This window comes from Prosthecochloris marina (genome assembly GCF_003182595.1).
Lineage (GTDB): Bacteria > Bacteroidota > Chlorobiia > Chlorobiales > Chlorobiaceae > Prosthecochloris > Prosthecochloris marina.
Genome location: NZ_PDNZ01000002.1, coordinates 1 through 14,903, shown reverse-complemented (window position 1 = coordinate 14,903; position 14,903 = coordinate 1). Strand labels below are relative to the sequence as shown.

Here is a 14,903-nt window from a genome sequence, read left to right as displayed (position 1 = left end):
ACCTAGACTTATGAAAGGGTTTGTCCAGGCAATACATGATGGCGAAAAAGGGATGATTTTCAAGAATTCTGTCTATCTGCCTTTTCACCTCGAGTTGCTCAGTGTTTGGATCGGAAAGGAAATGTCTCTTCTCGCTGTACCTGATCTTCTAACCGATTTCAGCGATGGGAATGGCCATTTGGCTATTCGTGAAGGTGAGCAGTATACCAACATCGTGTTTAGAAAAGGGGGAGACCTGCGTAAGGAACTTGGCCGAAGCAAAGGGCATATCATCCTGAATGCAGCAGAAAAAGGATCGAATATTTTTGATGAAGAAAACAGGCACTATATCAAGATATGTTTTGCGAACAGGCATATCCTTGATTTCGAACTGATTGAAGACCCGTTTTATCTATAACAAAAGCGCGAGGAAGGCTTTTGTGACACAGTGCAGGCCTTCCTCTCCTCTTTTCTCTTTTTTGTCCCGGCTTATCCCTGCCTTTACTGCTTTGTAATCGGGTTACTCTCCGTAACCCTTGGTTTTGTGGATGGTATGTATCTCACAGTCAAACCTTGAGGCTCTGGCTCACTGCATGCTTGAACTCTTTGGATATCTTGAACGTGGGGACGTTCTTGGCGTCAACTGAAACCTTTTCGCCTGTTCGGGGGTTGCGTGCCAGTCTTTGGTTTTTATAACGGATATTGAAAGATCCAAATCCTCTTATCTCTATTCTTTTGCCGGCTTTCAATGAATCGATGATGCTTTCGAAAAGACAATCGACCACCGATTCTGTTTCGTGCTTGGTCAGCCCGGTTCTGTGAGAGATGGTATTAACGAGATCTGCTTTTGTCGTTGTGTTTCCCATGGCGCTTAAGTTCTAAGGTTAGATAACGTTACCAACAATTATTGTAACCACATTCTTACTGCAACAATTCCTACAAATACAGCAAAAATTTTCCGAAGTACCTCATTTGACAAGGAAGTCGCTATTTTCGCTCCCAAAAATGCTCCGGCAAAAAGCCCGATCGCAATAAGGAGGCCAAACAAGATATGCTCGGTTGTTATTTTTCCTGCTCTATAATACTCCAATACACCAAGGAGGCCAACAGGAAGCAGGAGTGCTATCAGGGATGTTGCGTTTGCAGTATGCTGGGTAAAGCCCATAATCAGTACAAGTGCAGGTACAATGATCAAACCTCCGCCTATACCGAACATACCGGAAAGAATCCCGGCCGCTAACCCTGTAAGCAACATCCAGGCAATTTGCATGACTTTAGATTGAGTGGTTATGATGCAGGTGCCATTCCTCCGCCTGCTTCAATAATCGCGTCTATTTCTTCACTGTTTAAAATCTCTTTTTCAATCAAGGCTGTAGCGAGCGCATCGAGGAGGTTCTTTTTTTCGGAAAGAATCCGTTTTGCATTTTCCATACACTCCATTACGATATTACGTACCTCTACATCAATCTGTAAAGCTGTTTCTTCACTGTATTCTCGAACGTGGGAGTAGTCCTTGCCAAGGAATACCTCTTTGTGGCCGTTTCCATAATTTATCGGTCCAAGTTTTTCGCTCATTCCCCAGTTGCGTACCATTTTTCTTGCAATTTCCGTTGCCCGTTCTATATCGTTTTCCGCTCCGGTACTTGTTTGGTTGAAGATAAGTTTTTCGGCGGCTCTTCCTCCAAGAGCATAGGTTATCATTGCAATCAGGTTGTCCCGGTCCTGTGTATACCGATCCTCTTCCGGAAGATAGGCGGTTTGCCCCAGAGAGCGTCCTCTGGGGATGATGGTTACCTTATGAATCGGATCAGAGCCTTTGGTAAACTTTGCTACGAGTACGTGACCCGACTCATGATAAGCGGTGATTTTTTTCTGCTCGTCGGAGATGTACATGCTTCTGCGTTCAGGTCCCATCAGTATCTTATCTCTGGCTTCCTCGAAATTTTCCACAGAAATATCCTTGCGACCTCCGCGGGAAGCAAGAAGAGCTGCTTCGTTAATAAGGTTTGCAAGATCGGCTCCTGAGAAACCAGGAGTGCTCTGCGCTATTTTTTCGATATCGACATCTTTGGCAAGAGGGGTTTTGCGAGAGTGGATCTTCAGTATTGCAACTCTGCCGCGAATGTCGGGTTTATCAATTGTGATCTGGCGATCGAACCTGCCCGGTCTCAGCAATGCCGTATCCAGAACATCCGGCCTGTTTGTCGCTGCTATGAGAATGACATTGTCTTTTGTTGTAAAGCCGTCCATTTCTACCAAGAGCTGATTGAGGGTTTGTTCGCGTTCATCGTGTCCCCCGCCAAGTCCTGCCCCGCGACTTCTTCCTACTGCATCGATCTCGTCAATGAAGACAATACAAGGGGCGTTTTTCTTTGCCGTTTCAAACAGGTCACGAACCCTTGCTGCGCCGACTCCGACAAACATTTCAACGAAGTCCGCTCCGGATATGGAGAAAAACGGAACCTTTGCCTCACCGGCAATGGCTTTGGCAAGGAGTGTTTTGCCGGTACCCGGAGGTCCAAGAAGGAGAACTCCTTTGGGGATCTTTCCTCCTATCTGTTGGTAACGTTCGGGGCTCATGAGGAAATCGACCGTTTCTTTCAGTTCCTCTACCGCTTCGTCAACACCAGCAACATCTTTAAAGGTGATTTCGACGTCGAAATCACTCATCAGTTTGGCTCTGCTTTTGCCAAAAGCAAAAATATTTTTCTGAACCCCGCCATTCTGCATCGACATGCGACGGAAAATGAAAAAATAAATCGCAGCGAAAATAAGCCATGGTGCAAGCAAAATAAGGAAGTTGTTGAAGTCATTTGCGCTTTCACGCACCTTGACTTCAATGCCTTTTTCGGCAAGGATATCGGCTTGTTCAATCGAAAACTCAGGAATTCTGGTGAAAAACCGGTCAACTTGCATTGCAGTACCGTCGATCAGCTGAAGTGTTGCCGGACTTTTCAAAATACCTCGTAATAAAGCGGATTTATCGGGAGCAGTTTCAATTGTCAGTGAGACGAGCTGATCCTGACCAAGTACTTTTCGGTATTCATTGTAGGAGATTTCCCTCGAATCATCCTGGACAAAAAATCTCTGAAAAACAAAAATGAATACAAGAAACAACATGATGTATATCAATATCCTCGGGAATCGTTCTCTCGAGCCTTCTGCGTTTCCCCCGTTTCCGAACCATCCTCCGGATTCCGGAGTCTGATCTTTCACTGGCTTGAATTTGTTTGGTGTTTGACGCTTTTTGCCCTCTTTATCGGCCATTTGTATCGGTATTCTGTTGAAATGTCAAGGTAACTTGTCTTTTTTAAAGTAATTAAAAGTACAACTCTGTGCGAACATTAAAAGTTTATTTCGATATCCCATTTGCATGATTCCCTGCAAACAAAATTCCGCACAGTGTGCCTTCCACGAATTAGCATGAAATTTTCACGAATTAAAAAAAAGAATCGGTTCATTGCAGTCCGGTTTACATCGAATCGACAGCGCACAGGGGCTTCAACCGGTACAAATCTGAGATTTTTCGAAAATCAAGGACGGTGAAGCCAATTACTGCAATAAATATTTTTATGAATTGGAAGTACATCACTACCGTAATCGACGATACTTCTTTCGCCGGTTTTGGAAACAGCGGTTTCATCAATGATGCACGAAAACCGAGCTTCCGGCGAATTGTTTTTCAGCTTGAGATTCAAACAACAATTCGCTGATTCGTTCAATCCGTGTTTATTCGTGCAAATTGGTGGACTGAATGTTACACTTATAGCTTATAGTTGTTACGGCTTTGTATAATCCGTGGACTACAATGTTTTTTTGAGGGCCGGTGACAGATCCCACTGTATTATGCGCTATAGGAATAACAGGGACTTTTTTTTAAATTCCTTGCCTTTACACACCGGAAAACATTACATCGGGACGCTTTGTGGTATGAATCGATATGGAGGCGCTCCCAAGTCAATAGTATTATAGTTTAATGTCATTATGCAAACAACTCCAGGTCAGCGGGTAAGAACAAGATTTGCACCATCGCCCACAGGGTATCTTCATGTAGGGGGATTGCGTACAGCTCTCTATAATTATCTCTATGCAAAGAAAATGAACGGTGACTTCATTGTCAGGATTGAAGACACCGACCAGGCAAGAAAAGTTGAGGGTGCTGATAAAAGTTTGATGAACACACTTGCAATGACCGGTATTGTTGCCGATGAAAGTTTTATACATGGAGGCAATTTTGGTCCATACGTACAGTCAGAAAGGCTTGGTATATATCAGCAGTTCTGTCAGCAGCTTTTGGATCAGAAGAATGCATATTACTGTTTTTCAACACCTGAAGAGCTGGAGGAAAACCGCAAGCTTCAAATGAAGCAGGGGTTGCAGCCAAAATATAACCGCAAATGGCTCCCTGAAGATATGGGCGGATCGATGCCGGAAAGCGAGATCAGAAAAAAAATGGAAGAAGGCGTGCCATATGTGGTTCGTATGAAAGTGCCGGACTATATTTCCATCATGTTTGATGATATTGTTCGCGGACCGGTAGAGTTTGATTCTGCGACCGTTGATGATCAGGTCCTCATGAAGTCAGATGGTTTTCCTACCTATCATTTCGCAAGCGTTATCGATGATCACCTCATGGAAATCAGCCATGTTATCCGAGGTGAGGAGTGGCTTTCTTCAATGCCCAAACATCTTTTGCTCTATGAGTTTTTCGGGTGGGAGCCACCCAAAGCCGCCCATTTGCCGCTTTTGCTCAACCCCGATCGTTCCAAACTCAGTAAACGGCAGGGAGATGTTGCGGTTGAGGACTTTATCAAGAAGGGATACAGTCCTGAGGCGATCCTTAATTTTGTTGCTCTTCTTGGGTGGAATGAGGGTGAAGGCTGCGAAAAAGAGGTGTACAGTCTCGATGAGCTTGAGCAGATCTTCAGTCTCGAACGGGTCGGCAAGGCTGGTGCCGTGTTCAATGTGGAAAAGCTCGGTTGGCTGGAAAAACAGTATATCAAGGCCCGTCCTCAGGAGAAAATCATAAGTGTTATCAAACCTTTGCTCCAGGCCGAGCTGGAGGTAAAGAGTACCGACATGGATGTCGAACGCATTGCAAGTGATGAGTACCTTGCTCAGGTCATAGAGCTTATGAGGGAAAGGGTCAATTTCGATCAAGAAATGGTTACCTTTTCAAGCTACTTCTTTTTCGACCCTGACGAGTACGATGAGAAGGCTGTTCAGAAGCGCTGGATGCCGGATACCAACGATGTTCTTAAAGAGTTCATTGGCGTGCTTGACGAAACCGATAATTTCAGTGCGGATAACCTCGAGGCAACCCTCAAGGATTTTGCGGTGCGTAAAAACAAGAAGCCGGCCTTTCTGATTCATCCGACAAGAATACTTACTTCAGGTGTCGGATTCGGCCCGAGTTTGTATCACATGCTTGAAGTTTTTGGTAAAGAAACGGTTTTGCGGAGGCTCAGGAACGGTGTCGAAAGGGTCAAAACGCAGAAGCAGGACGATGCTGGATTGAGTACGAGAGGAGTTGTTGTCAGAGACTAGCAAAAGGTTGGTACTAGGACAATAGGAAATGGGTAATAGGAAGTTTGAATGGTGGCTCTGCATGCTTTTTTGTCATCCTCAAACAAGCGGAATGTTGCCAAGGCTCTGTTTCCCAATCACTTTTTTCCTTTTCTTTTTGCAAATTTCCTGGTGATCCTTATATTGGCAGTCACGTTTGAGGACAGATAGCTCAGTTGGTAGAGCAAAGGACTGAAAATCCTTGTGTCGGGGGTTCGATTCCCTCTCTGTCCACCAGGCAAATTCGGCTGATATTCTTTTCAGTTGAAACCGCGTACTTTTCATATCCTCTTTTTTTCAGTGCAACACCATACTGGCAAAGCAGGCTGGAAGTTTCTCCATGTTTTTCCAACCCCGTGAATTGGACTATTGTTCGTGCATTCCTCTGCGCCAGGATTGCAAATTGTGTGTATTTTTTGTTTTGTTGAATACAGATGAGTATACTTTCGGGCCATGGTCCATTGCTGCCAGAGCAACACGCTATTCAGGTTGTTAAACAAGGTAGTCGGCACAATTTGAAACGCTCAACCCAGGTATGAATATTTCCACGGAATTAGATCGGGACGTCTGGCATAATCTTCAGGAACCCGGTTCTTACGAGTGGTGGTATTTCGATGCCGAAGACCGGGAGCAAGGCCTGTCACTTGTTTGTATCTGGTTTGCCGGGTTTGCATTTTCGCCTTATTACATGGAGCACTACCTGAACTGGAGAAAAACCGGTTCGGACCCACCTAAAGCTCTCGATTATGCAGCGTTCAGCTTTCAGCTATATGAAAACGGGCGCGAGTCGGTAAATTTTATCAAGGAAGGGCATGCTTCGCTTTTTGAGAGTTCGGGAAACGATATAGAGGGAAGATTTGAGGATAACCGCTTTTACTATGATTCTCACAAGCAGGCTTATGTTCTCGAGATAGCTTTTGATTTCCCCGCCAGACGCCAGAAAGTTACGGCCGAGCTGATTTTTTCTGTCAGGCATAACTACTCATACAGGAAATTTGATGCGAACAATAATGGAAAAGTGCCGCATCACGAATGGCTGCTCACCCTTCCGAGGGCAGATGTTTCCGGTTCCTTGATTCTGGAAGATACCCTTAAAAAAAGGAGCCGTACCATCACTGTTCGTGCTCGGGGGTACCATGATCATAATCTTGGGCTCATGCCCATGCATGAGTATATCAATACATGGTACTGGGGGCGTGCGTTTTCCGATAAGTACGATCTTGTTTACTACGTGATTTTCTTCAAAAACTCGGGGTACAAACCTCTCGCTCTGTGCATGCTGCAGGATAATGTTACCAGGAAGCTTACAGTGCATGATGGTCTCGGTGTCGAAGCTTCCGGGTTACGGCGGGGGTTGTTCGCTCCACTTCACAGCCGGAGCCTGAGGTTCGCCCGCGAGGATTTCCGTATAGATATCGATCAGAAGCAGGTGCTTGATTCGGGTCCTTTTTATCTGCGTTATGGCTCCGATATTGTTTTTCGTAGAGATGGTCAAGATCCTGTTGAGCTTAGAGGGATATCTGAATTTCTCAATCCCGGGCGCCTCAAATTACCTGTACTGAGATTTTTTACCCGATGCAGGATCTGGCGATATGGGGTCGATTCACGGATGTACGATAGCTATAATTTTTTTAAGACCTGTTGGCATTGGTTTAAACGCTAAAAATATTTAAATTCGACCTCGTTTACGTTAGGTTGGGTTTTTTCCGTTTGCCTCTATGAAGTAACAAAAAAGCGGGTTTCGGGAAAGCAATGTTTGAATTGGGCGGTTGTCGATTGCCCCGACAAGTCGAAGCTTCAAGAGATGTAAGCCTTTATTCGCTCTTGCCTAATGGGTTTTTAAGAAATCTTGTATCGGACATGGCGCATAACAGATTATTTTTTTATTGGTTATGCTTGAAAAGCATCTGTTGAGATGCTCAGTTTGAGGGAAAATGTTTGCATACTAATACAAGGGTATCTTTTAGGAATGTTTGTTTCAAGGTGCCTGTAAGTCATAAAAAAGGAGATAGATAGTAATGGCTGAAAACAGTAATTTCAAAAGCCCCAAAAGGCTGAGTTCGCTTCAGGGCGGTCCTTCCGATCAATCTTCCGGAGCGGTTCCTGGTGAAAAAACAAGGGACGCTTCTCTTGATGGAATCGATTTCGAACGCCGCAATTTTCTTGGCAAGGCTGTTGGCGGAATTGGGGCTGTCGTGGCGGCGGGAACTCTTTACCCGGTAGTTAAATACATCACACCGCCAGCTGAAAAAGAGGTCAAGGATGTGGATGAGAAGGTTGTTGGGAAAGCGTCTGAAGTGCCGCCGGACTCCGGTAAAATTTATCAGTTCAACAAGGATAAAGTCATCGTTGTCAATAATGGCGGCCAGCTGACAGCCTGCAGCGCCGTTTGTACTCATCTCGGCTGTCTTGTACAGTGGAAAGAGGATGAAGAGCTCATTTACTGTGCTTGCCATGGTGCCCGTTACGAACAGGATGGTAAAATCATCTCCGGCCCGCAGCCTTTGCCTTTGGCTCCTTATAACGTCAGGGTAGATGGTGATGATCTGGTAATTTCAAAAGCATAATTAAACTACTTGAACAACAAGGGAGTCAAGAAATATGGCTGAAGAAAACAACAATAAGCAAACGGCGGCATCGAAACCGTCTCCGGCAGGTAAGCCAAAACCGCCGGCTGCCAAACCGTCAGTTCCGGGCAAACCGAAATCGCCTGCTGCGAAAGCCGGCGCTCCTGGACAAGCAAAACCTGTCCCTGCGAAAGGTAGTCCTGCTAAAAAAGGTGTCTATAAACCTGCAGAAGTCAGAGCCGAAGCTAACCCGTTCAAAGACAGTAAGACCGGTGCCGGGACAAGCTGGTTTAGGGAACGTTTCAATGTGTTGGTTCCGGTTATCGATTACATGAAGAAAAAAGAGGTTCCGCAGCACCGCCTTTCGATTTGGTATTATTTTGGCGGTTTGACCCTTTTCTTCTTTTCCATTCAGATCATTACCGGGCTTCTTTTGCTTCTCTACTATCGGCCAACTGAAGCGGAAGCATTTGCACGTTTCGTTTACATCCAGACTGAAGTTCCTTTCGGCTGGCTTATTCGCCAGGTACATGCGTGGTCTGCTAATCTCATGGTGCTCATGGCGTTTATCCATATGTTCAGCACCTTTTTCATGAAAGCGTATCGTAAACCCCGTGAACTCATGTGGGTGAGTGGGTTTGTGCTTCTGTTACTCACGCTTGGTTTCGGATTTACCGGTTACCTGCTTCCATGGAACGAACTTGCTTACTTCGCAACACAGATCGGTACGGAAGTGCCGAAAGTTGCTCCAGGTGGAGAGTTCATTGTTCAGCTCCTTCGCGGCGGAGAAGAAGTCGGTGGTGAAACACTTACCCGTATGTTTGCCATGCATGTCGTTCTGCTGCCCGGCCTTGTCATGCTTTTCCTTACAGGGCATCTCATGCTCGTTCAGGTACTCGGCGCTTCGACTCCTATAGGTTACAAGGAAGCTGGACTTGTCAAAGGCTACGAAAAGTTTTTCCCGAACTTCATCGCTAAAGACGGGATCGCCTGGATGTTAGGTTTCGCTCTCCTGATTTACCTTGCCGTTATATTTCCTTGGGAAATTGGTGTGAAAGCCGATCCTCTTGCTGCAGCACCTGATGGAATCAAGCCTGAATGGTATTTCTGGGCACAGTTCCAGCTGCTCAAGGATTTTAAATTTGAAGGTGGTGAACTGCTTGCCATTATCATTTTCACAGTTGTTGGCATAGTTTGGGCGCTGGTACCATTCATGGATAAAAAGGCGTCAAGAGAGCAGAGAAGTCCTCTCTTCACCATTTTTGGACTGGTTGTACTCGCCTCATTACTTATCGGGACATACAGGGTTTACTTGGAGTACGGCTGGTAGAAATCAGCACATACACAACAAAAAACGCCTGGTAATCCCGGGCGTTTTTTGTTTTTAAGGCCCCCCCCTGGTCGAGCCCGAGGATGAAAAAAGTGAGAGGGCAAAAGGGGACTGGGTAGTAGGTAATGCGTAATGGGGAAAAGTGATATTGTGATGGATCCCCGGGTCGCGCTCTGCTTGCCCGAGGATGACAGCGAGGGAGATGGAGTGTCAGGCCGATGAAAGTACTCAATTCCCACAAAGTCATATCGCATGTGATGCAGCATCCCCCCCCTCCAAAGTCATGCCGCACTTGATGCGGCATCCACCCCCCTACAAAGTCATGCCGCACTCGATGCGGCATCCATAGTGAAAAACAGGAGCACTCATGGATCCCCGGGTCGAGCCCGAGGATGACGGAGGAGGGGGAAGTTATACCGTGCTTTATGCGATATACAACGATACGCTGCGTATAAAATAGGCGAATAATACGTATATATTTCAATATGTTAATGCCATGTATGTAATGATATAAAAGTAAGATTTTGACACAGGTGTCAAGTTCAGAATTCTACTACGTTTATATTCTCGCCAACAGAGCATACGGTACAGTGTATGTTGGTATGACCAATGATATTCTTCGTAGAGTTCATGAGCATAAATCTGGGCTTGTCGAAGGGTTTACTAAAAAGTATGGTGTTCATAGCCTTGTTTACTATGAAACGTTCAAAGATCCTTACAATGCTATTTCGAGAGAGAAAACCCTGAAGAAATGGAAGAGGGAATGGAAAGTGGCCCTCATTGAAAAAGACAATCCTGAGTGGATCGATCTCTATGACTCATTGTCAGGTTTGTAGGTAAAAAAAACGGTAGGGATTGACAAAGAGGAGGTGCAAAGAAATGTCAAGCCAAATCAGACGGTTTGTTATGATTCGAAAATCAAAAGATGGATCCCCGGGTCGAGCCCGAGGATGACGGGGAGGGTGGAGTCATCCCGCATATGACGCGGCATCCATACTGAAAAACAGGAGCACTCATGGATCCCCGGGTCAAGCCCGAGGATGACGAGGAGGGAGACGTCATGCCGCATGTGATGTGGCGTCCAACCCCCTTCAAAGTCATGCCGCACTCGATGCGGCATCCATAGTGAAAAACAGGGACGCTAATGGATCTCCGGGTCGAGCCCGAGGATGACGGAGGAGAGAGAAGTCATGCCGCCCTGTGAAATAGATGTTCGGATTTCACAGGGATGCGGCATCATACAGGACGCATCAGATTGCCCGTGGCTTTTCCGGTGAACCGGTCATTGGTTATTAATGACGTTCTTTAAAAACGTTTCGGCTTCATATCCCGCAATGAATGCGTTTTCTTTTATTGCTTCAAGGGCTTCTATCCAGACGTTGAGTTCTTTTGTTGCAAAACCCGTTTGCTGTTTTTTTGTTTGTTTGGTATGAAGCATGGTGACCGCAAAGAGCCAGGATGTGAGCAAATTGAAGCGCGAAGCACTGAACCAGCGTTTATTGTATTGTTTCTGAACGGAAAGAAAGGCTTCCGCATTCGGCATGCCGTTTCCTGCAAGAAAAAGGCTGAGTTTTTCGACAAGATATTTTTCCGGATTCTGTACCGACGTTACCGGCATTTTTATTTTGAGAAGGCAGATGAACAGATCGGTTAGCTGTTCGACAGGTTTGTTTTTCAGCCTGATATTTTCCTGGAAAATTCGAGTCAATGGTTCTGCAAGCAACAAATCTTCGATCATTCCCTGTTGCGTCATACCGTTTTCTTCAAGGAGCTGTTCGATGGCCTCTACCGTTATCCATAATAGTACGAGGTAGCTGAAGCTGCTTTTCCTTGAGGTTTCTATCCCGAGGCTTTTCTTCAATTCCGCCGGGATGCCGGGGCCTTGGAGTATAGTGGCCAGTGTGCATGCATGATCGAAATAGTTGCATGCACGAGCAACAGCATTTTTTGGAACTGTTATCGGTTTTTCCGTCAGGCTTGCGTATTCTTCTGCAACAAAATCAAGGAGGGCGGAGAGAGATTCTTCGAGCAAGGTCTGTTGTTTTCCTGTATCGAGCGTTTCATCGAGCAGCAGGTCGAGATTTTTCTGAGAGCAAAAGCCGGTTATCCGGTTGTGAAGGGGGGCAAGACTCATTGCAAGCACCGCCTTGTCAATGGAGGGTATACCTCGTCCGTCGAGATCGTAGCACAATCGGTCGTAAGGCATCAGTTTCGATGGACGGACTTCCCTGAAATCAAGAAATACGTTGTATTGATAACCTCCAAGAACGATGTGCAGCCCCTGTTCGCGCAGTTGCTGAATCTGCCGGATGAACTCGATGTTTGAAACGTGATCCCGGAAAACAACAAACGCGGTATCATCACGACTCAGCCCGAGTCCGTCGCATAAGGAGCGTTGCTCGATGCCATTTGCTGTTTTAAAGCCAACCGAGTTTTTAATATAACCGGCAGCCTGTTCCCAAACATTGTTGTACGCTACAAGTGCGAGTTCATTTCCCAGCCGGTTGGAGTAACAAAAGACGTTCTCATCGACATGCCCTTCCGGAGTATAGACGTCGTAAAGGAAAAAGTTTTCCGCTCCGGCAAAAAGGGCACGCTTTTTCAGGAGGGGAAAAATCTCCCGCTCATGCCTTTTGATCAGTTCGTCATCAGGATGCTCGTCAAGATAAGCCCGGGCGTATTCCATTCCATATTTTTCACTGAAGCCTTCAATCTGTCCATGACCGAACATCGGTAGACCGGGCATGGTTGCCATCATTGCACATACGCCAAAATATTTATCGCCTTTACCGAACTGCTCGATCGCCGTATCTTCATCCGGGTTATTCATGAAATTCACATATCGCTGCAGAATTCCCGCGTCGAATTCCAGAGTGTTTTTTATCAGATAACGGTATCCCGCATTGTCTTCTTTCTTCAGCATGTGCATGAACGCACTGTTGTAGACCCTGTGCATGCCGAGCGTACGGACAAAATAGCCCTCGAGCATCCAGAATGCTTCGGCGAGCAGAAGAGTGTCTGGAGCCTCTACGTGAATACGGTCAACCACTTCCCGCCAGAATTCTTCGGGAATGAGCTTGTTGAAATCTTCCATACTCATTGCGTGAGTGCTTCGTGATGGAATACCTGCGGTATGATCCGGCTGAGGGTACCATAAACGCTGGATGTGGCGTTTTACCAGAACCATTGCCGCATCGAAACGTATCACCGGAAACATTCTTGCGACATGGAGAATCTGTTGGATAACCGCTTCGCGGACTTCGGCACTGAGGAAGTTGAGCTGTGCGGTATCGTTCCATGGCATTGTTGTGCCGTCGTTTCCGTGGTATATATATCTGGTATCACCATTTTGGTAGTCTACCCGTTTGAAAGCGACTGCTGCATCGGAGCGGTCCCAGTAACCGTCTTCGATATAAATGCCGAAACGTGGGTCGCTGCTGAGATTCGGGCCGTTATAGGTGTAGGAAGGGTATGGCGGATCGACGGTATTGATAAACCATTCCGGTTTATCCTTTACCAGAGAAGAGTCCAATCCGGTGTGATTGGGTACCATGTCACTGGCAAGCCGTATACCTCGCTGTAAGGTTCTGCGGCGAAGGTTCAGGTATCCTTCATAACCGCCGAGCTCGTCGGCAACAGTATAACTCTCGAGTGCATATGCTGAAGATTTGGCTTCGGGATTGCCCTGAAGCTGCTTGATTTTCTGTGAGGCAGGGCTTCTTTCCCAAAGGCCGATAAGCCAGAGAGCGGTGAATCCTCGTTCGGCAAGAGAGTCGAGTTCCCTGTCGGGTATGTCTTGCAGTCGGTTTATTGGACGACAATAGGTTTTGCTCAACTGGTCCAGCCACACAAAGGTGCTCTTTGCAAGCATGACAACTTCAGGCATCCATGACGAATCAACAGAATAGTTTTCAGGTTCGTCTTCAAGGTTGGTGAAAGATGGTGCTTGTACCTGTTTTTCAAAAAAACTGCCATGCTGCGCGTGGTTTTCCTTGCCGGTTTTTTCAAAGAACAGCCATGCATCTTCATCCTGTATAAGAGTAATGCTGTTGTCGAGCATGTCGAGCAACGGCGTTCCATCGAGGAACTCTCCCCAGTGCATTCTTATATATCGCAGCTGTTCAAGCAGAGAGTTTGGTGCATGTCGTATCGGTCTTGTCAACAGTTCTGCCGGATCGATATTTTCCGGTCCGATGGGCCCCACTTCCTTGAGGGAGCGGAGAAACGTGTTTACGACTGTGCGATACGAATGGTCATTTCGTAGGGCATCGTCAGTTAACAGAAAGCTGAACTGATCGAGTGCAGGATTTTGATTTTGGAGCCAAACAAAGAGAGATTCTTCCAGTGCGATCTGGCGGTTCGATGCCGAAACAAGAAACTCCCGATTGGTTTGATAACCCCTGAATACACTCGAGGGAGGAAATTGGGAAATGAATGTCTCCAGGTAACCCGAAAAACCTTTTTCCTCGAGTTCCTGCAGTGTGGAAGCTTCGACTTTGTGCAGAAAAGCCGGGTTTCGCTCAACGACCAGGCGGCTCATTACAAGATGGGCGGCTGCGTGCAGGAGTTTCATGCCGTGGAACTGTGCTGGGAGCAGATGTTTTGCCTTGTCGCCAAAGCGCTGTTTCAGATGGAGGTTGATGCGGTTTGTTTGCAAAGCGGCCTGTTCAAGGGCGGATTGGCGGTTGGATGGAAGCTCGGGGAACCAGCTTTCAGAAAGATCGAGATCAACGAGAGCTTGCCGGGTGATATAAAAATGTTCCTTCTGCAAAGAATTGCTGATGGAGGAATGATTGTTCTGGTTTGTCATGGAAAGTGAAAAGATATACTTGTGCCGTTCGGTAAAGATCATGTACCTGTGAAATCAATGACTAAAGTACGCATTTTCCTTGAAAGGGTATCAGTTAAATAGGGAATAGCTGATAGACAGCAGGGCGTTGATAACGTGTTGAGCCGCTTATTTGTTTATCGATTTTTTTGAGTTGTCACGAAAGTTCCGAAAGGAGATAGGCAATCTGAAAGGAAGCTTTTGCTGCCCCGATGATCTAAAATGTTTGGTTCTTGTTCTCGGTTTTTATGTTATGTCTATATGGTTATATGGTTTTGAGGAAAATGGACGTTTGCCTTGAAGTAGACTTTTTCCATCCTGAAAATGTGGTTAAGTTGTTTTTATATATTGTCTTATGATGCTTGCTGATGCAAGATTTTTTGTGTTCTTGGTCAATATGTTTCAGAAATGTAAAATTTGGCGTGTTTTTTTTACGGCTTAACAATTGTTTTTTTGTATTACGATGTTTTTATAAATTAACTATGCCGCTTAAATAAAGTTTGTCGTTCTTTCTGTTTTTTTTCATCATTTGCTTTTAAACTGAAGTACGAAACAACTAAACAGGAGAGGTTTTATGAAAAAAATTATCTCACTTTTGGCAGCCGTTGCAGTCTTCGGTATGGGATCGGTCGCC

The 14,903-nt window shown here is 45.9% G+C and carries 10 protein-coding genes, 1 tRNA gene and 1 pseudogene; 8 read left to right on the top strand and 4 right to left on the bottom strand.

Going from position 1 to position 14,903, the window contains the following annotated elements:
• Positions 1 to 10: 10 nt before the first annotated feature.
• On the top strand, positions 11 to 397 hold the full coding sequence (locus tag CR164_RS02260; RefSeq protein ID WP_110022317.1) for a hypothetical protein: 387 nt from the start codon (positions 11 to 13) through the stop codon (positions 395 to 397).
• Between the two features lie 148 nt (positions 398 to 545).
• On the opposite strand, the gene CR164_RS02255 is transcribed toward CR164_RS02260, so the two are convergent.
• From CR164_RS02255 to ftsH, 3 genes are read right to left on the bottom strand one after another with little or no spacing between them, the layout of a single operon-like run.
• Entirely contained in the window at positions 546 to 845 is a 300-nt protein-coding gene (locus CR164_RS02255) for an HU family DNA-binding protein (RefSeq protein ID WP_110022316.1), read from the bottom strand.
• A gap of 38 nt (positions 846 to 883) precedes the next feature.
• The gene (locus tag CR164_RS02250) at positions 884 to 1,249 is read right to left on the bottom strand and encodes a sulfite exporter TauE/SafE family protein (RefSeq protein ID WP_110022315.1); all 366 of its coding nucleotides are present in this window, start codon (positions 1,247 to 1,249) and stop codon (positions 884 to 886) included.
• Between the two features lie 17 nt (positions 1,250 to 1,266).
• Positions 1,267 to 3,246 (bottom strand): ATP-dependent zinc metalloprotease FtsH, encoded by a 1,980-nt coding sequence (gene ftsH, locus CR164_RS02245; RefSeq protein WP_110022314.1) that lies wholly within the window; start codon positions 3,244 to 3,246, stop codon positions 1,267 to 1,269.
• A 717-nt stretch (positions 3,247 to 3,963) separates the two neighbouring features.
• On the opposite strand from ftsH, the gene gltX reads away from it, so the two are divergent.
• The 6 genes from gltX to CR164_RS02215 all read left to right on the top strand — a co-directional run bounded on the left by gltX (position 3,964) and on the right by CR164_RS02215 (position 10,277).
• On the top strand, positions 3,964 to 5,526 hold the full coding sequence (gene gltX, locus CR164_RS02240) for a glutamate--tRNA ligase (RefSeq protein WP_110022313.1): 1,563 nt from the start codon (positions 3,964 to 3,966) through the stop codon (positions 5,524 to 5,526).
• Positions 5,527 to 5,705: 179 nt separating this feature from the next.
• Positions 5,706 to 5,781 (top strand) — tRNA-Phe (locus CR164_RS02235).
• A gap of 298 nt (positions 5,782 to 6,079) precedes the next feature.
• A complete protein-coding gene (locus tag CR164_RS02230) occupies positions 6,080 to 7,207 on the top strand; it encodes a carotenoid 1,2-hydratase (protein ID WP_110022312.1) in 1,128 nt (375 codons plus the stop codon).
• A 355-nt stretch (positions 7,208 to 7,562) separates the two neighbouring features.
• Positions 7,563 to 8,111 carry a QcrA and Rieske domain-containing protein gene (locus CR164_RS02225; RefSeq protein ID WP_110022311.1) on the top strand — a complete coding sequence of 183 codons (549 nt, stop codon included), beginning with the start codon at positions 7,563 to 7,565 and terminating at the stop codon, positions 8,109 to 8,111.
• 34 nt (positions 8,112 to 8,145) lie between these two features.
• On the top strand, positions 8,146 to 9,441 hold the full coding sequence (locus CR164_RS02220) for a cytochrome b (RefSeq protein WP_110022310.1): 1,296 nt from the start codon (positions 8,146 to 8,148) through the stop codon (positions 9,439 to 9,441).
• Positions 9,442 to 9,974: 533 nt separating this feature from the next.
• Positions 9,975 to 10,277, top strand: a complete 303-nt coding sequence (locus tag CR164_RS02215; RefSeq protein WP_110022309.1) for a GIY-YIG nuclease family protein — start codon at positions 9,975 to 9,977, stop codon at positions 10,275 to 10,277.
• 446 nt (positions 10,278 to 10,723) lie between these two features.
• Here the strand turns inward: CR164_RS02215 and CR164_RS02210 are convergent, their stop codons facing one another.
• Positions 10,724 to 14,293 carry an alpha-amylase family protein gene (locus CR164_RS02210; protein ID WP_239994433.1) on the bottom strand — a complete coding sequence of 1,190 codons (3,570 nt, stop codon included), beginning with the start codon at positions 14,291 to 14,293 and terminating at the stop codon, positions 10,724 to 10,726.
• 541 nt (positions 14,294 to 14,834) lie between these two features.
• Here CR164_RS02210 and CR164_RS13345 point away from each other — a divergent pair.
• Positions 14,835 to 14,903: pseudogene (locus CR164_RS13345) on the top strand (hypothetical protein); the annotation flags it as partial.